This window comes from Actinoplanes sp. NPDC021490 (assembly GCF_055562135.1).
In genome coordinates this window covers 148,050-164,469 of the sequence record NZ_JBVHFW010000026.1, presented here as the reverse complement: position 1 = coordinate 164,469, position 16,420 = coordinate 148,050, and the positions used below count along the sequence as shown (strand labels likewise).

Annotated in this window: 19 protein-coding genes; 10 read left to right on the top strand and 9 right to left on the bottom strand. The window is 64.2% G+C overall.

Annotated features, from left to right (window positions below; genetic code table 11):
- Positions 1-164 precede the first annotated feature (164 nt).
- Positions 165-869 (bottom strand): PspC domain-containing protein, encoded by a 705-nt coding sequence (locus ACZ3I4_RS45370; protein WP_465388367.1) that lies wholly within the window; start codon positions 867-869, stop codon positions 165-167.
- Between the two features lie 262 nt (positions 870-1,131).
- Here ACZ3I4_RS45370 and ACZ3I4_RS45365 point away from each other — a divergent pair, with 262 nt between their 5' ends.
- Together ACZ3I4_RS45365 and ACZ3I4_RS45360 are read left to right on the top strand one after the other, a co-directional pair.
- Positions 1,132-1,548, top strand: a complete 417-nt coding sequence (locus tag ACZ3I4_RS45365; protein WP_465388366.1) for a hypothetical protein — start codon at positions 1,132-1,134, stop codon at positions 1,546-1,548.
- The gene (locus tag ACZ3I4_RS45360) at positions 1,533-1,859 is read left to right on the top strand and encodes a winged helix-turn-helix domain-containing protein (protein ID WP_465388365.1); all 327 of its coding nucleotides are present in this window, start codon (positions 1,533-1,535) and stop codon (positions 1,857-1,859) included. The genes ACZ3I4_RS45365 and ACZ3I4_RS45360 overlap by 16 nt, the downstream gene beginning before the upstream one ends.
- A 174-nt stretch (positions 1,860-2,033) precedes the next feature.
- Here ACZ3I4_RS45360 and ACZ3I4_RS45355 read toward each other — a convergent pair whose 3' ends face one another.
- Positions 2,034-2,567, bottom strand: a complete 534-nt coding sequence (locus tag ACZ3I4_RS45355; protein WP_465388364.1) for a hypothetical protein — start codon at positions 2,565-2,567, stop codon at positions 2,034-2,036.
- Between the two features lie 437 nt (positions 2,568-3,004).
- Between ACZ3I4_RS45355 and ACZ3I4_RS45350 the strand changes: the two genes are divergently transcribed.
- Positions 3,005-3,667 (top strand): response regulator transcription factor, encoded by a 663-nt coding sequence (locus ACZ3I4_RS45350; protein ID WP_465388363.1) that lies wholly within the window; start codon positions 3,005-3,007, stop codon positions 3,665-3,667.
- A 33-nt stretch (positions 3,668-3,700) separates the two neighbouring features.
- On the top strand, positions 3,701-5,131 hold the full coding sequence (locus ACZ3I4_RS45345; protein WP_465388375.1) for a HAMP domain-containing sensor histidine kinase: 1,431 nt from the start codon (positions 3,701-3,703) through the stop codon (positions 5,129-5,131).
- Between the two features lie 32 nt (positions 5,132-5,163).
- Here the strand turns inward: ACZ3I4_RS45345 and ACZ3I4_RS45340 are convergent, their stop codons facing one another.
- From ACZ3I4_RS45340 to ACZ3I4_RS45330, 3 genes are all read right to left on the bottom strand, one after another.
- Positions 5,164-6,135, bottom strand: coding sequence for a TAXI family TRAP transporter solute-binding subunit (locus ACZ3I4_RS45340; protein WP_465388362.1), 972 nt, complete (start codon positions 6,133-6,135; stop codon positions 5,164-5,166).
- Between the two features lie 458 nt (positions 6,136-6,593).
- Complete coding sequence (locus tag ACZ3I4_RS45335; protein WP_465388361.1) at positions 6,594-6,716, bottom strand: hypothetical protein; 123 nt, start codon at positions 6,714-6,716, stop codon at positions 6,594-6,596.
- Between the two features lie 121 nt (positions 6,717-6,837).
- Positions 6,838-7,026 carry a hypothetical protein gene (locus ACZ3I4_RS45330; RefSeq protein WP_465388360.1) on the bottom strand — a complete coding sequence of 63 codons (189 nt, stop codon included), beginning with the start codon at positions 7,024-7,026 and terminating at the stop codon, positions 6,838-6,840.
- 485 nt (positions 7,027-7,511) lie between these two features.
- Here ACZ3I4_RS45330 and ACZ3I4_RS45325 point away from each other — a divergent pair, with 485 nt between their 5' ends.
- Entirely contained in the window at positions 7,512-8,618 is a 1,107-nt protein-coding gene (locus ACZ3I4_RS45325; protein WP_465388359.1) for an LPXTG cell wall anchor domain-containing protein, read from the top strand.
- 445 nt (positions 8,619-9,063) lie between these two features.
- Here ACZ3I4_RS45325 and ACZ3I4_RS45320 read toward each other — a convergent pair whose 3' ends face one another.
- The 4 genes from ACZ3I4_RS45320 to ACZ3I4_RS45305 form a co-directional block, all read right to left on the bottom strand.
- The gene (locus ACZ3I4_RS45320; protein WP_465388358.1) at positions 9,064-9,471 is read right to left on the bottom strand and encodes a hypothetical protein; all 408 of its coding nucleotides are present in this window, start codon (positions 9,469-9,471) and stop codon (positions 9,064-9,066) included.
- A gap of 147 nt (positions 9,472-9,618) precedes the next feature.
- Positions 9,619-10,230: a DUF4145 domain-containing protein gene (locus ACZ3I4_RS45315; protein WP_465388357.1), complete on the bottom strand. Its 612-nt coding sequence runs from the start codon at positions 10,228-10,230 to the stop codon at positions 9,619-9,621.
- Between the two features lie 590 nt (positions 10,231-10,820).
- Positions 10,821-11,321 (bottom strand): 2'-5' RNA ligase family protein, encoded by a 501-nt coding sequence (locus ACZ3I4_RS45310; RefSeq protein WP_465388374.1) that lies wholly within the window; start codon positions 11,319-11,321, stop codon positions 10,821-10,823.
- A 161-nt stretch (positions 11,322-11,482) separates the two neighbouring features.
- The gene (locus tag ACZ3I4_RS45305) at positions 11,483-12,739 is read right to left on the bottom strand and encodes a helix-turn-helix domain-containing protein (protein WP_465388356.1); all 1,257 of its coding nucleotides are present in this window, start codon (positions 12,737-12,739) and stop codon (positions 11,483-11,485) included.
- A 209-nt stretch (positions 12,740-12,948) separates the two neighbouring features.
- Here ACZ3I4_RS45305 and ACZ3I4_RS45300 point away from each other — a divergent pair, with 209 nt between their 5' ends.
- The 5 genes from ACZ3I4_RS45300 (at position 12,949) to ACZ3I4_RS45280 (ending at position 16,348) form a co-directional block, all read left to right on the top strand.
- The gene (locus ACZ3I4_RS45300) at positions 12,949-13,269 is read left to right on the top strand and encodes a hypothetical protein (RefSeq protein WP_465388355.1); all 321 of its coding nucleotides are present in this window, start codon (positions 12,949-12,951) and stop codon (positions 13,267-13,269) included.
- A 315-nt stretch (positions 13,270-13,584) separates the two neighbouring features.
- Positions 13,585-14,517, top strand: a complete 933-nt coding sequence (locus tag ACZ3I4_RS45295) for a hypothetical protein (protein WP_465388354.1) — start codon at positions 13,585-13,587, stop codon at positions 14,515-14,517.
- A gap of 13 nt (positions 14,518-14,530) precedes the next feature.
- On the top strand, positions 14,531-14,905 hold the full coding sequence (locus ACZ3I4_RS45290; RefSeq protein WP_465388353.1) for a hypothetical protein: 375 nt from the start codon (positions 14,531-14,533) through the stop codon (positions 14,903-14,905).
- Between the two features lie 88 nt (positions 14,906-14,993).
- The gene (locus ACZ3I4_RS45285) at positions 14,994-15,875 is read left to right on the top strand and encodes an FtsK/SpoIIIE domain-containing protein (RefSeq protein WP_465388352.1); all 882 of its coding nucleotides are present in this window, start codon (positions 14,994-14,996) and stop codon (positions 15,873-15,875) included.
- Entirely contained in the window at positions 15,872-16,348 is a 477-nt protein-coding gene (locus ACZ3I4_RS45280) for a hypothetical protein (RefSeq protein WP_465388351.1), read from the top strand. Before ACZ3I4_RS45285 ends, ACZ3I4_RS45280 begins: the two co-directional genes overlap by 4 nt.
- Positions 16,349-16,420: the final 72 nt, after the last annotated feature.

Here is a 16,420-nt window from a genome sequence, read left to right as displayed (position 1 = left end):
GGTCCACGATCTCTGCGGTCATTACTCACAGTGCCCATCCCGCCGGACCGAAATCCGGCGAATCGGGCCAGAAACACCGTTCGTGGCACAGTCCCGCCGACCAGAGACGAGTGGGGCAGGTCCGCCGCCCGGCCAGGATCAGAGGGCTGTCGTCGGCGCGATGTTTATCGCGATGGGTGCGTCAGGTGGCGTATGTCGCGTTCCTGTTTGCTGATGAGTCGCTGTATTGCCTGGCTGTCACCGATATTGCGGTGGACAAGCGCTAGCGTCTGCAGCGTTTGGTCATGCAGGACCGTGGAGGTTGCAGCGCGTCGGTGCTGTTGAATGCGGGCAAGTCGCTCGGTGTGGACGTGGTTGCGGGTGAGCCACGCGACCAGGCCTACGAGCGCGGCGACGATCAGCAGTGATCCGGCGATCTTGATGCCGCCTCCGATGACGCCTACCGCGATTAAGGCGCCGCCGGCGACTGAGCGCAGCAGGAAGGCTGCACGGTGGCGGCCCTGCCTGACCAGATTCCGGATGACACAAACCCCCGCCACGACTGCCGCTATCGGCCATGCCGATACGTCGACGAGGCCGTGCTGGTCGGTCACCAGACCCGAGGCCACAATCGTCGCGAGCCCGAGAGCGGTGTAGGCCGCTATCGCGTAGGGGTTCCGCCGCGACGTGGGCGTATCGAACGGTGGAGGCAGCGCGACCCACAGGGCGACGTACATCAGCGCGCCAACGCCGCTCAATGCGGTAAGCAGGACGACGGCAATTCGTACGCCGAGGACGGGGACCCTAAGGTGCTCGGCGACGCCGGATGCTATCCCGGCGATGAGCCGGGCCTCTGATGAGCGGCGCAAGACGCGTGGTGGCGGTTCCATCGCAGCGTTGATCGCTTACTCCCTCCGCCAAGAAGGCCCGTCCTGTCGTTACCAGCGGACGTGGCCACGTCGTCCTCATGGTCGTACGAGCATCAGCTCGAGCGCTATCGGGGTATTCCCCGATCAATCGCATCGCCTCCGCGGCTTTGCGCTCCGGGCGGACAGGGGTTGCCCTTCTTCCGCAATGCTGCATACTGGCAAGAGGTTGGCAGATTGGTAACTAGTTGCCGAAGACACGCCATCAGCGGATAGGACGGGAACCATGAACGACGCGACCGACAGTCGGCCGGAGTTGCAGCGTGTGGGCCAGGCTCGTCTGGCAGCCTCCGAGCGCGCGAAGCGGGCGGCCCGTCATTGGATGATCGCTTGCGGCGTCTGGTGCGCGTCGGCAACGCTCCTGGCTGGCTTGCTGAACCGGTGGGTGTCCAACACCTGGGTCTGGCTGGCCGCTTTGTCGGTGTCCCTCTACATAATCTTGAGGATTCTGCGCTGGATCGAAGATCTTGCGCCCGTGCGAGCCAAGCCCAGCCGTCGCGCCGTCTGGATCGCCGCTGCAGCCAGCATCGCCGGGCCGCTGATCCTGGCGCCGTTCTCCGATGGCGGGCTCGGCGCCTATGCGGCGTCGGCGGCCGTTGTGCTCGGTATCTGGTCCGCGCTGGGGTGGTGGACAAGCCGATGACGTCGGCGCATCCACGCCACCGCCTGGACCCGGTTATGCACTCACCGATCCGGTTGTCCATCCTGGCGGTGCTCACCGAAGTCGACGAGGCAGAGTTCCGATTCGTCGCCGAGACAGTGCAAGTCAACGCGCCGGCCCTGTCCCGGCAGATAACCGTCTTGCATGAAGCGGGCCTGGTACACATCCGCAAAGGCAGTGTGGGGCGACGTCCCCGAACCTGGCTGTCACTGTCCAACCAAGGCCGGCAAAATTTCGCCGAGTATCTGACAGCACTGCGCGCCATCACCGGCACCGGCCCAGACGCCCCTTAAAGCGGGCGAACTAGCAGCACAAGCCGAATAGGGGCGTCTCTACGGGGAAGAGACGCCCCTATCGATCTACCAGGGCACGGCGAACCCGGCCACCGCGGTCAGCCGGGCCCCCCGCCACCGGAGCCGACGAAGTTCAGAGCATAAAGACGGCCGGCCGCCCCATCATGCGGTAGCTCAGTTGCAGTCGATGTAGCCCGCCGAGAACTTCCACGGCGGCAGTCCCACGCGGGTCTCCAGCTTGATGCCGAGGCAGTCGTTGGAGCCTGGAGCGCTCAGACGCGCGATGGCGCCGGCGATCGCCGTTCCGAGGACGCTGCAGGCGGTGTCGAAAATACCTGAGGCGACCGACTGGCAAATTCCGATGACAGTAGCTGTCGCGCCCGCGAGGGCAGCGTAGTAAATCTCCGTGGTCTTCCGGTTGCTGAGCTTGAGCGAGACACTCGCTCGGTTCAGCTCCGTGGGCTCGCCGGCGATCTTCTCGATCACCACGCTGCCGTCCTGGTTTACATAACCCGTGTACCACGCTCGGTCAGGTCCCTGAACGGTGGCAGTGGTGGTGACGACGGTCGAGGCGGCAGCCGCGGGGTTCGGGGCGGCCTGCTGGCTCGGCGACGCCTGTGCGCCCTGCGTCGCGCCGATCAGCATCATGGAGGCGGCGGTGACTGTGACTACCGCCCGGCCGATGAACGTACCCTTGATCAAACTCACGTGATCTCCTTAAGAGGATTAAAAATAGCCTACGGTCAATGACTTAGGCAAATAAGAAACGTCGAAAATACGGCTTGTTGTATCGCCTCTTCGCCTCCAAGTAAGAACATGAACAGACCAGCTAACGTGGCCTGGTGCGCAAGCCATGGTCCGCCCTGAGGCGGCACCTTGGATACCTGACGCATCGACTAACGTGATAGCAGGACACTATCTATAGATCTCCGTAGACGCCGTCATCGGCATCTTCTTGAGGAACTCTTGAAAATCGACCCGTCGAGCGGTTCTTTCACTAGCCGTGCAGGAAAATTTTGTAGGCACCTGCAGTTTTGCGATTGCGCTGGTCACGAGGAGAGAGGGGGTGCTGAAGCACGTGCGCCAGTGCCTGGCCCGCGACGACGGGACAACTGGATGGTGATCGAGCGGCTAATGTCAGCGCGGTGCGAGTCCTACTAGTAGAGGATGATCTTCGAGTGGCCGCGGCACTGGCTAGCGCGCTGCGTCGTCGCGACTACACAGTGATGTGCACAACCAGCGCCGCAGAGGCGTTGGCCGCCCCTGCGGCGGATCTCGTACTTCTCGATATGGGGCTGCCCGATCAAGATGGCATGGTGGTCTGTCGGCAGCTGCGGCGTGAATATCCCGACATGTCCATCATCGCGGTGACCGCGCGTGGTGAGGAACGTGACCGCGTAGCCGGGCTGCGAGCCGGCGCGGACGACTACGTCGTCAAGCCTTTCTCCATGACGGAGCTGCAAGCCCGTATCGAGGCAGTGCTGCGCCGCGCCGCGCGTAGTAGCCGACCGCAGCCTGCGGCGGTGCTGGAGATTGGTGATCTGCAGCTTGATGAAAGCGCACGCAAAGTCATTTTGGCCGGTCAGGAACTATTATTGACTCGTCGCGAGTTCGACGTTCTGCTGGCGTTGGCGCGACACGCAGGAACGGTGGTGGCGCGTCAAGAACTGATACTGGCGGTCTGGCAGACCTCCGTGGGCGGCAGGCACTCTCTAGAGGTTCACATTGCCGCGTTGCGGGCCAAGATCGGAGAGTCCGACCGAATTAAGACCGTCCGTGGTGTCGGTTATCAGCTGCGAACTAGCTGATGCCTCTCAGCTCATAGCGCTGGAGGCTTGAAGATGCGTCGGAAACTGATTCTTAGCTACGGGTCGCTGCTTGTGGCGGTAGTCCTGGCCTTGGCGCTTCCATTAGCAATAATCTCGGGCGCCAGAGACAGCGAACGGGTGGCGGCCGACCGGTTGGCGGACGCGGCGTACCTGGCCGCCGCATCAGAGTCCGCTCTTCGTACCGGCGAATCCACGACCCTCGCCGCGACGTTGCGCCGCTATGACGACCTTTACGGCATCTGCGCCATCGTGGTTGACGCCGATGCCGACATCGTGGCGAACTCCCGCCAGTCGGACACCGGCTCGGCTGTGGAACCCGATGAAAGCTGTGGGCAAACAGGCATGAGCCGTGCCTCTATCGTCCGCCGAGCGCTGGCCGGCGAGCAGGTCGGCGCGGGTACCCGCATCTGGCCGTGGGGACCGTCGTGGCTACCCGTGGCCGCGCCAGTGCGCAGCAATGAAGAGGTGGTCGGTGCAGTAGTCCTGCTGTCACCGACCAAGCACCTGCGGTCGGTCACCACGCGCAATTGGCTGATACTGGCTACGGCCTGTTTCATCCCGATCGCACTGTGCGCGCTGGCTGCCGCCGCGCTAGCACGATGGACACTGCGGCCCGTAGGCCGGCTGAACTCGGCGGTACAGGCCCTCGCCTCAGGAAAGGACACCATTCGAGTACCGGCTGTCGGCCCTCCGGAGCTACGCGGCCTCACCACAACCTTCAACGATATGGCGGGCACTGTCACCGAGGCACTGGCTCGTCAACGAGCGTTCGTATCCCAGGCGAGTCACCAACTGCGCAACCCGCTGACCGTACTGTTACTTCACCTGGAAGCGCTCGGTGAAGAACATTTAAGTGCTGACGGAAGAGCTGAATACCGCTTCGCTGTCGAGGAATTGGACCGGCTCAGCCGGATGCTGGAGGGGCTTCTTAGCCTGGCGCGTGCTGAACGCGGCGGCCACCACACCGAGCCCGTCGACGCGGTCGCGGTAGCCCGCGCCCGCATCAAAGCATGGCAGCACTCCGCCCAGGCACGTGCTGTCGCCCTCCGTCTCGACGTCCCCGCCGAGCCCGTCCTGGTGAACAGTGTTGAAACAGGACTAGAGCAGACGCTCGATGCCCTGCTCGACAATGCGCTGAAGTTCGGCGCGCGTACCGTAACCACTCGCGTCACCGGCGGCAGTTACCCACACGTGCACGTCATCGATGACGGAAGAGGCTGCACCCCGGAGGAGTTGAAGCAGGCTGCTGAGCGCTTCTGGCGTGCGCCGAGCGCGCAGAATATCGAGGGATACGGGCTGGGTCTGTCCATCGCCATAGCATTAACCACGGCAGCCGGCGGGAGCCTCCGGCTCCGCAGCGCAGACAGCGGCAAAGGCCTTCATGTGGACATCATCCTGGCAGCCGCTGACCTGGACGACGCCGATGCGGAAGCCGCACCATGACACCCACAAGCGGGAATGTCACGACGATGCTGTCACGGCTTGCTGTCGCGGAAGTAGCGCACTGCGCCAGGATGCAGTACGAGAGGATCAGTCTCGATGGCGCTGCGCGGGTTGAAGCGTTCTGCCGCCGGGTGGGCTGCGACAACAGACTTCACCTGACCCATCAGCAACTTCGTCAGCGCGTACGCCTTAGGTTCAGCCATGGTCTCCGAGGCCACCAGATAGTTAGGCACCGCGACGGTGCTCACCGACTTGATGCCGTACGTGGACGTCGGAATGGTCCGCTCCACGTAGACCTCCCCGTAACGCTGGCGTAAGGCAGGCACGTACTGCCCCAACGACAGAAGTCGGATAGCTGTACGAGCGCTCAGCGCTGCAGTGGCATTCACCGGCAGGCCGCCGGAGAAGAAGAAGGCAGCGATGCTTCTACTGGCCAGCGCCGCCGCTCCCTCGTCGACGCCCATAGGCACGTTGCTCACCGTCGTGTCTGCGGTCATCCCCGCGACGTCGAAAAGTCGATGTGCAGTTACCTGCGTGCCCGAACCGATAGCACCCAATGAGACCCGCAGGTGTCGCAAATCCGGCAACGAGCGCAACGGGCCGTCCGCACGGACCACCAGATGCAGGTAGTCGTCATGCAGCCGCGACAACGCCATCAGCGGCATACGCGGAGCCACGTCGGCGCCGACAAGGACATCAGCCTGAGTGAAGCCGACGTCCGCGCCGCCCGAATTCACCATGTTGATATTGGCGCTCGAGGCTGCGGTTTCCAGCACCTCCGGCCGCCAATCCGGATATCGCTCCCGGAGAGCTTGGGCAATGCCCTGCCCGAGCCGGAAGTACACCCCGCCCCGACCGCCTGTAGCGATGTAAAGCTGCCCTCGCAGCTGCGGCCGCCTCGGGCACCCTGCGGTTGCCGCAGCTAAGGCTGCTGTCGCCAGCCCTCCGAGAACGATGCGCCGCTTGAGCGTGGTGCCCAGTTCTGCGGGCTGGCTGGCGGTCACGGGTCGGTACTCCTCTGCGATGAGTTGTAGCCAGCATCGCGGCAACCCGGTTCCGGGTTCAAGGGTGCCACGACAATCAGGCAAGATTTCGCGCCGGGATCGTCTCGCTCGTCCTGGCCTTCTCGGCGGTCTCCGAGCAGACGAGCGCGCACCGGCGGACGCACTCGGTCACATCGTGCCGGTGATCAGAACTTCGATCTCTGTCAATGACATGCGGATTATGCTGGGTAGCATTGCCGTCAACTAGGAGTTGTCCGGGATCTTTGGGGGTCAGCACGTGTGCAGCGTGCGGACGATTCCAAGTGGGCTTGCAGGCGGAATGTGCTCGCTGAATCATATCTACTCGCAGACGTGAATGCGTCGTGACAACAACATCCACCGGCACCCGCCGTCTGTACGTGCGGGCTGTCGTCCGGGGGCACCGTGCGGGCGCGCAAAAACCTCAAGGCCGGTTCTACTCAATCAGCCGACGTGAGGCCGGCGATCGTCGACACCAGCAAGTCAGGGTCCAATCGGTCGAGCACCGCGTCCGGCTCGTAGCCCGCCAGTTCCTCCCGGCTGGCCCGGTGAGCAACCACCACAGCCCGGACCCCGCGTTCCAGGCGCAGGCGATGTCGTTCGGCGCGTCCCCCACTACTACGGTCCGCGCCGGAAGCAGCGGCGTGCCGTACTTGGCGCGGTAGCGACGCGCCACGACCGCCGTCAGCTGGAAATCAGCGTGCCATTTCTGGCGCCACACGGCGCAGTTGACAGGCTTCCGCCGCCCGCCTCGGTGACCTCGCTGGTTGGGCGTGCTTCGACGCCGGTGACGCGCCCCAGCTGGTGGAGCGCTTCTTCCTGAAGGCAATCCAGCTCGCGGGAGAAGCCGACGACGTCCAGCAACGTACCCACACGGCCACGTCCATGAGTCGGGATCTGAACCATCTCGGCCAGGATCGCATCGTTGAAGGCCCGTCACCGGGACATCGACGAAGCATCGGCTGCGGCCGAAATCGCCGTTGCTGAGGCCGGATCATTGCGATGTACGTGAAGGTCGCCGACAGCGACAGCGACAAGATGGCGGCGGAGCGAGGGCGGTGGCGAGGCGCGAGGGCGGGGCGTGGGCGACGGCGAAGGGGAGCGGTCCGTCTGCGGAAAGTGACGACGGGCTCAAATTGCGGCAGCGGCAACCGAAAGGCCGATGCCGGGCGCGGTCCTGTTCGCATAGAACGGTCGATGTTTCAATCGATCATGGGGGAATTGTGTTCAAGCTTCATCGTTTGCTGGCGGCGGCTGCCGCTGTTGGCTTCGCCGCCCTGGCTGTGCCGTCGCCGGCTGTGGCGGCACCGTCGGGGGCGCCGTTCCAGCTTGTTGTTCCGGATGTCGGTGTGTCGGCGGTGACGGGGTCCTTCGTTCCGGCCGTGATGGTTCCGGCGGCCTCGGCGCCCCAGTCGCTCGATGACGTACGGATCGATGTGGACGCCGGCGGGGTCGCCGGGTTTGCGACGGTCTCAGTCGTCGCGCGGGAGTGCTCGGTGAGCTGTGACCTCGGTGCGATGGGTGCGCCGGGGACGTGGCGGCTGCCGCAGCTGTCGGCCAAGCCCAAACCGGGTGCGGTGGTCGGGGCTTCCGGCACGGTCAAGGTGACGGTCGAGGCCGACGGGTACGAGCCGGTGGTGGCGACAGCGAAGCTGACACTCACCGATGTGGACGTCGTGGCCGGGCCGCCCGTCGCCGACTACACCGTCCGGAACGGGACCGAGAAGGCGCAGGTCGTCCTGCAGGTGACGAACCGTGGCAAGGAGACGGTCTCCGATCTGACGTTCGCGCTCGCCGGGGACCGCGGCCTGAGGTGGCGGCCGTCCGCGCCCGACGTGAACTGCCGCTACGGCGGGGGCGGCATCTCGCGCGACGTCTTCTACGGACCGGAGATGTTCTGCGACGTGCACAACTTCCAGCTGGAGCCGGGGCAGACGTACGAGCTGGTCGACACCGGTCTGATGGCGCCCGAGGGGGAGCTCGCCGACCGGTACGCGTTCCGGGCCACGTTCTGGGCCGGCCCGGGTGCCGAGAATGTGACCGATGCGCTGCGCCAGCTGCCGGGGATGTACGCGCACTCGAAGGGCATCAACGTGCCGCGGCGGATCCCCGCGGGCAGCGGCGTGCCGGTCAGCTCCGGCCTCCTGGTGGCGGGCTCGCTGACGGTGGGCGCGCCGACGACCACCACGCCCCCGGGCACGCCCGGGGAGCCGGCACCGACCGGGACCGCGGCGCCGGGCGAGCCCACGACCCCGGGTGAGCCGACGGCGCCGGGCGAGACCCCAACCCCGGGCGGGACAGCGACCGGTGCCCCGGCGCCGGGCCAAGGCGGCGGCGACGGTGGTGGCCTGCCGGTCACGGGCGCCGACGCGACGATCGCTGCCGCGCTGGGAGCGGTGCTGCTGGCCGCGGGCGCGGGCGCGTATGTGACGGCCCGTCGCCGCCGCACCCGTTTCACCGCCTGAGCAGAGTGCGAGCGCCACGCGGACGAGTGGGCGCTTGAGCAGAGTTGGGGGCGCCTGCGCGGAGGTGCAGGCGCCCACGTCGCTTTTAAGTCAACGACCTGGGCTCAGACGGCCATCGACGGCAGTCACCCGACGCGACATCAGCTCGCAACTGTGGTTCGGACGCCGACACCGGACGGCGGAGCGTGACCATCGCACCGTGGGGTTTCAGGGGGCTCGGCCCCCTGAGCAGACATGACGAGAGGCCGAGGTTCGCGCTTTCAGCGAACACACGGCCCCTGCATCTCGTGGGCGATACTGGGATCGAACCAGTGACCTCTTCCGTGTCAAGGAACGACCATGGCGCACCTGCCTGCATCGATAGGTGTTGTGAGCAGCGGGAACGGTCCGTCAACGTCCGTGCTCGTCCAGATTCGCAGCTCCGAGTTGTCACTCAGTTAGTCACTCAGCCCTTGAACATGCCATAGATGCCCGTGACGGTGCCGATGAGCCCAGTGAGCGTCGCAAGTTTCGCCGCCGGGCCTACCCACAACCCTTGCGTGTTCTCACGCCACCTCGCGGTCCACCACAAGCTCTTCAGCTTCTGCGACTTGTGCTGACGCACCCGGCTGCACCCGAGCAAGAGGCCCGACGAGTTGTTCCGGCAGTACTGAACAGGCCCCTTCCCTGTGGAGCGGTTTACCGCTCCGCACCACACGGGAGCCTGGAACAGTACGTAGAACGCGAGAAGGCCGATGAGGATGAGATAGGTGCCTGGGCCGAGGCCGCTTGCGGTGCCTACCGAGATGATGATGATGGCGAAGGGGATCAGACCCCAGTAGCGCCATAGCGCCGTAGATGTTCGAGATGCCACGCCTACGGACAGTACTGACATGGAAGCCCATAGTGAAGACCTTCGATCGATGTCCGTCAGCTCACGACCTTGAACCGCCCTTCAACCCCTCGCTTGTAAGTTCTGGGCGCGCCGTCCTGCGCTGTCCGTCGAATCCCCTACGGCGGACTACGGTGCGACTTGCGATTTGGCGAGTCGGCGAGCCCGAGCAGCGTTGACACGAGCTGGCGCTTGGAAGACTTCCTCTAGCACTTCGTCCATCAGCGACAGCGCCAACTCTGCGTCCTCTTCATCGATCGGGTCTACGAAGTCACCGTGGGCCATGTCGTTCCCTAGGTAGCGAACCTCGTGAGCGCCATCACGGACGAATTCACGGATAAGTCCCCGCTCGTGCAATCCCTCGATCTTCTTGAATAGCTGACCGTTCACGATGCCTATCTGCTTCGCCGTAGCCTCGATCACCGAACGAGCTAGCAAGGTAGACGCGCGGTATGCGTGGATGCTGTAACAGCGGTACGCCTCGTCGGCCGCCTCGCCGATGTGAGAAGGGACGTCCGGGAATGATTTACCGCCGACATGTTCGGGCCACATTTTTAGGATGTTGTCCCCTTGCATGAACGCGACGACCCACATACGGCAATTTTCATTGTTGCATTGCTGAACGGATATCCGCCGACTATTACCGTTGGGATGGCCGAGCGCTGGTGGAAGGTTCCCGTCCCCTACCCGCTCACCGAAGTTGACCAGTGCTTGGCAGAAGGGGCAGTTAGTCGCTGACACGGGGAGAATCATACGCACAGAAAGACGTAGGTCCCCTCGGGCTGGACTGCGAGTCCTTGTTGGCGCTCTGCCATCCCGTCACCCTCGACCCGCCCAACGTGGGAGCGGGGCACCGCCGGCGCCCGCCGCGTCAAGACGGCCTTGACACTAGGCACCCAGGCCGGTGGGCGCCGGCGGGGGTCTGCTCGGCTTGCCCGGGGCGAGGGTGACGGGGTACGCGACCATCCCGGAGCCGGAGTGCCCCCGCCGGAGGCGCAGTAGCCGCGACCACTTCCCAGACCGTCACGCGAACTACGGCCAGGCGCGGGCAGCTCGGCCGCGTCGCCCAGGCCCCGCCGGTCGGCCGCCCGCCAAGACCTCATTCAGGACTTTTGTCAGTCCTTCGGCAGGCCCGACTCTCTTGCGCTCTCCACGAGTGTCGCCGGGGAGCGGTTAGCGTGCCGCCGCCCGCATCCCCCCGCGGGCGGCGGTGCGCTGCCCTCGGCGACGGAGTGAGCGGCCCGTTTCGGGCCGCCTTGAAGACGTACAGAAAGTTTGAACAAGGATTGGCCGCCGAGGTTCTGTACCGGCCGTGCCTTTCGCAGGACTTACTAGGTCAGCGGGAAAGTTCTGACCGTCGACCAGGCGTAGGAGTGACCTTCCCGCCGAAGGCGAACTAGTTCGAACTCGCTAACCGTGACATCCACAGTTGGCATCTGCCGCAACGCCCCTACAGCTTCGATCAGCTCGGTCGTCTCGACAACTGCATTGCTGTATGCGACACCCAGGTGAGGCCGAAACTCTGCTTGGTCGAACGTTCGTTTGAGAACCGCTTCGTTCGCTGTCTTCAGAGTTTCGTTCAGAGCGGTAACAGGTGCCCATGGCGAGACGCTGAATCGGACTGCGCCAGGAGAGCCGGCGACTGGGCCAAATTGAAGCTGAAAGGCTCGATGGGACGTTGTCATATCGCGCGCGAGCCTTGCTACTCGTTGGACATCGCCTGACCGAACCTCATCTGTCCAGCCGATTTTTGCGAGTGTGACATGCAGGCTATCTAGAGGTACCGGATCGAGGTACGGAAAGCAGAGCTTCTGTTGGCAGGCCTTGGCCATTCTCACCAAGTCGGGTGCATCGAAACTGAGGTACCAGTAGTACGCCTCACGCGCAGGGCTCCAACCAGGCCTGTCCCAATGGTTCGTCATAGTGCGCACGGCCTGAAACCGGTCCCAGTCCTCCTGCACCGTGTCAGAGGCCTCCGTTGGCCGATCGTGAATCATCGTTTCCGAGCGGCCTTCAACGTCTCGGTCGCTTCGTGGATCGATGGCAGACCTTCCCATCGGCTCGCGGCGTCGAGGAACTCTTGGCTCCGAGTGAGGACCGAGGTGATCGGCCTATCGGCAGAGATGGTGAGAGCTTCGATCACCAGGCTGGCAGCTTCTTCAGGTTCGGGGCGCTCGGAGTAGACCATGGCCGTAGCAGTGTCAAGCCGCACTAGCGACTGGGTCCACGACGACTCTGACAACTCCATCGCTGGGCTTACCCGCTCAGAGTACGCGGCCACCTGGTCCGTCATGCCGAGCGAGACGAACGCTGTCACAGCGTTAGCTGCAATCCTCGCCGGACTGTAGATCCCTAGTGAGATGCACGAGGAGACCCCTGGCGGTGTGTCGTAACGATCCGCCGTCTTGTAGGCAGTCTCGACGGCCGTGGCGACTCCTGTTGCGTCGCCTAGCTTGCCCAAGGCGCGCGCCTCGCCGTTGATCGCGAGTCGGACCGCCTGTGGTCCTCCCTTTGCATAGCGGAGACCATCACGGGCGACCTCAGCGGCGGTGACGTAATCCTTGCGGTAGTAGGCGCAGAAGCTTTCCGTGCCGCGTACCCAGGCCATAAGGTCACTGGCGTCTACCAACCTTGCAAGCGTGAAAGCCTCTTTTGCGTACGCGTCTGCTAATGCGAACTTGCCTAGATTGACGGCCATATAGGAGAGGAGAGCCGAAAACTGCGCGGCCGACTCGTATAGGCGTTCTCGTTGGCGCGGCAGCTGCTTACCCGACAACAGTTGTTCGACTCGCTGCCTCTGAAGCACTACCCGTCGAGCAAGCTGTGCCGGGCCGATAGTTTCGTATCCGTCGACAACAATTTTCACCACATCGTTGAGCTGCTGGATCGCGTCGTCGCTTACGTTGGTTCCTAACAGCGCCTGCGTCCGCTCGGCCACGTCCAGTGGCGACTCGAGCAACGACTCCCCGGCGATGGCCGGCTTCGACGTGTCAACACCAGTCTTGAAACCTAGCTGTTCATCTGTGGCCCCGTAGAGCGACCGTAGAAGCTCCCGGTAGAGCCGATCAGGCAGCTTAAGCTCGCGCTCCCACTTTGAAACCATCTGGCGGTCGACGCCGACGTGTGCCTTGTGTTGCGACCAAGAGAGTTTCGCCAGCTCCTCCGCAACCTCTTGCTGCGTTAGGCCGCGCTGCTGTCGTGCTTGGCGTAGCTGGTCACCGAATCCCGCAGGTCCCACGATGTCCTCCATCGATGTGATGCTCTGCAAATGTAGCTCTTCTCGGAGCCGTTTCAAAGGGGCAGGACTACAAACGGGACTATAAGGGGACTAGCTCCAGACCACATCCGGGACCTGCTCCAAAGGCGTTTCGGGAGGTTGAATTTCCTTGGGCAACGGAAGGTTGCCGAACCTGAGCAAACGTCCAAAGGGGCGCGCTCAATTTCAGGGAGGAAACCCTCATGAAGATCTACGTGGACACCACCGGCATCACGTTCACGGTGGCGAAGAAGGCTCAGCCGAAGGTGGACGAGAAGGGCAACCAGCGTTCCGAGAGGGGAACGGGCCGTCCGATGTGGCAGACCCAGGTCGTCGCGCTCGACGAGACGGGTGGCGAGGTGATCAACGTTACGACGGTTGGTGAAATTCCGTCGGTGGAGGTTGGTCAGTTCGTCGCTGTCGAGCAGCTGGAGGCCAAGGCATGGGCTACCAACGGTCGTAACGGCACTGCGTTCCGCGCGGCGTCGCTGAAGCCCCTGACGAGTACCTCGGCGAGCAAGTAGCACTTCGAGCAAACCGGAACACCCAAGCCACAGTGTCCGTGGCAAACCCGTGACCGAACGCGGTCGTCATCTCCACTGAGTCAATCTGACGGTCCAGGAATCCCGCTGGTTCTCCAGCATCCTCGACCACGGCCGCAAATGACGGCCGAAGCATTTCCGAAGTGTGGCGCGGGGCTGGTACTGGTCTCATCCCTGCCAGCCTCGCCGCCTTCGACATTCGATCGAAGAAACGACGTAGGGCCGGTTATTGGCTGCGAACCTGCCGACCCCACGCCTTCTCAACCCATCCATCCCATTCATCAGGGAGGACGTGTCGTGTCCAAATCTACCCGAGGTTTCGGTTTCGGCAGAAGGTCCGGAACCGTCACCGTTATCGAACAGAAGGTGCTGCGGTCCTCAGCACGTAACGCCCGGATGGCGTTCATCCTCACCGCTCTGGTCGTCGGCATCCTCGCCCTGACTGTGGCGTCTGACCGTATGCACCCGGTCCTGGCGGGGCTACTGGCCGCCCCCATCGCTTTCGCAACCGGCCTTTTCGTCTGGACGCTCGTCCGGATTTGGCCAGTCCTGCGGATGCTCTGGTGGTGGACACCTGAGATCGGCGCCGCGACGGCGCTCGTTTACGGATGGATCGCCCTGGCCAATGCCACTCCAGCCCTGGTCACCCTGGCCATCGTGGCACCCCTGGCCGGCCTCTCGGCCGCTGTCACACCCATCCGACGCCGGATCACCGCTGTTGCGTGGTGCTTCATCGTCCGGCACCGACTGCGTGTGTGCTTCTCGCAGTTCATCATCGCCAACAAGTCCGGCAGCCTGCCGCTGATTCTGTGGGCACGCCCGACCCCGGTCGGGGAACGTGTCTGGGTCTACCTGCGGCCCGGCCTGTCGCTCAAGAAGCTGCAGGACCGACTCGATGAGATCGCGGTCACCTGCCACGCGGATTCGGCTCTGGTCGAACTCGCCAGCAACAGCGGCAAGGCCGGCTATCTGCGCTTCGACATCAAACGCCGCGAGGTCCTGACCGCCAAGGTCAACTCGACGTTGACCGGTGTCATCGACACCGACCACATGCCGTTCACGTATACGGCACCTACCGACGTCCCGACCGGGCTTGACCTACCGGACGTCCGCGAGGAACCCCCGCGTGCCGCATCCGCGAAGCCGGCCACCGGCGCTAACGGCAAGAAGCCGGCCAGCGCCAAGACGGCCCCGGTCGCCGACTCCCCCGACTTCGACCCCTGGGACTGAGAGGACAACTGCCATGACCCTCGACTTGAAAGCCTTCAACCAGCCCGAACACATCAACTGCCTCACCGCCCGTGACGTCACCCGTCATGCGGACCTCTGGCTGCTCGCCAACCGGGCCAACGACCGCACCGTGGCAGCACACCTGCTACAGACCGCTGACGACTTGATGACCTCAGCACAGGCGCTGACGAAGATTTTCTTGCTCGACGGCTACGACCCGTCCAGCGACAACCAGACCGGATTGACCGAGGTGCAACGCCTCATCGTCATCACGCTCGCGTCGACCTGCGCCTTCAACGCGGCCCTGTTCGTCCAGGAAGCGCAGCACCGCCGTATCCGGCGTGCAGCCCCGGGCTGGGACCCCATCACCACACCCGCAACTGCCTAGATAGGGACCGACGCGAGGGCCAATGGGCCTCTAAACCGCGGCCCCGCGTCGGCCTCCCCGACTTTATCGCCTACCGGAGGCCCACACCATGACCACCTTCGCTGACCGCGATCCCCTCGGTATAGATCGGGTACCGGTCGCTCCTGGCCTGTCCATGTTCGACCCGATGTTCATCGGCATCGACGAGTTCGGCGAGCACGTGATGCTCGACGTCGTCTATCACAACCTGCTGATCGCCGGAGAACCCGGCGGTGGCAAATCCGGCCTGGTCAACCTGGCAGCCGGAACGTCAGCCCTGGCCGACAACACACGCCTCGTCTTGTTCGACGCCAAATGGGTCGAGCTGGGCCCCTACATCGACGTGGCCGACGAGTTCATCGGCGACGAAATCGACAAAGGCATCAGCGTCATGCGACGGCTGCTCACCGTCGCCCGCAACCGCTACCTGTGGATCCTGTCGCAACGCCGCCGCAAGGTCCGCCGAGAAGACCTCCTCTCGACCATCGTCACCATCATCGACGAACTCGCCATGTTCACCACCGTGCTCGGCACACCCGAGCAGCAAAAGGAGTTCGAACAACTCCTCCGAGGCCTGGTCTCGCTCGGCCGCGCCTGCGGCATGCCTGTCATCGCCGCGACCCAGCGCACCAGCTGGGACATCATCCCCGCCAGCCTGCGGGACCTCTTCGGCTACCGCTGCGCATTCCACTGCACCACCAACGGCAGCTCCGACGTGATCCTCGGCGACGGTCACGCCGACATGGGCTACGACGCCTCAAAAATCAACCCGGACAACCCCGGGGAAGCGCTTCTGCGCGCCGGGAAACGAGCCCCGTACCTGATCAAAGCCGCGTATCTGAGCGACGAGCAGATCTACACCATCGCCGACTACGCCGCCTGGATGCGACGCCCGTCCGGCATCACCGTTCCCGCACCACCCACTGACAACCAATGGGAGATGGCAGCATGACCATCCGCATCACACCCCTCACCGAACCGCCCGTCATGTACGGCGTCTACCGCGACATCACCGTGGCCGGCACCGAGCCGCAGTTGCGCAACGTCGTCAACAACTACCGGGACAAGGGCACCTTCGTCGGTATCACCGCATCCGGTCCCTCGTCCGACGGCCGCACCCAGATCACCATGCGGCTCTGCGAGATGCGACCCGTTCGACCCACCACACGGGTCAACTCCGTCGGCGAACACGCCCGCACTCGCATCAGGCGCTCGCGGCGTTCCCGCACAACGATAGTCATCACAGCGGTCACCGCCACAGCCGCCGGACTCGTCTCCGCCGCCGCCTATCTGCTCGGCCAGCTCGTGGAGCTCGTCGCCGAGCACACCGCCGCGGTCGTCCTCGCCCTCGTGGCCATCGCCGCTGTCCTCATCTCGGCGGCTCGCCTGCGCTCATCAAGCCGGCGGCACTGCCCTGGCTGCTGACCGGGCGCCCAACCCACAACTGCGCCAGCACTGACGGACGACAGGACCGGCTCAACGCCTGCCAGCACGACC

Bases quoted from the DNA above. Each gene is read 5' to 3' on its own strand.
- ACZ3I4_RS45370 (WP_465388367.1), bottom strand. From the start codon at position 869: ATGGAACCGCCACCACGCGTCTTGCGCCGCTCATCAGAGGCCCGGCTC.
- ACZ3I4_RS45365 (WP_465388366.1), top strand. From the start codon at position 1,132: ATGAACGACGCGACCGACAGTCGGCCGGAGTTGCAGCGTGTGGGCCAG.
- ACZ3I4_RS45345 (WP_465388375.1), top strand. From the start codon at position 3,701: ATGCGTCGGAAACTGATTCTTAGCTACGGGTCGCTGCTTGTGGCGGTA.
- ACZ3I4_RS45310 (WP_465388374.1), bottom strand. From the start codon at position 11,321: ATGGCCAAGGCCTGCCAACAGAAGCTCTGCTTTCCGTACCTCGATCCG.
- ACZ3I4_RS45305 (WP_465388356.1), bottom strand. From the start codon at position 12,739: ATGGAGGACATCGTGGGACCTGCGGGATTCGGTGACCAGCTACGCCAA.
- ACZ3I4_RS45300 (WP_465388355.1), top strand. From the start codon at position 12,949: ATGAAGATCTACGTGGACACCACCGGCATCACGTTCACGGTGGCGAAG.
- ACZ3I4_RS45290 (WP_465388353.1), top strand. From the start codon at position 14,531: ATGACCCTCGACTTGAAAGCCTTCAACCAGCCCGAACACATCAACTGC.
- ACZ3I4_RS45285 (WP_465388352.1), top strand. From the start codon at position 14,994: ATGACCACCTTCGCTGACCGCGATCCCCTCGGTATAGATCGGGTACCG.
- ACZ3I4_RS45280 (WP_465388351.1), top strand. From the start codon at position 15,872: ATGACCATCCGCATCACACCCCTCACCGAACCGCCCGTCATGTACGGC.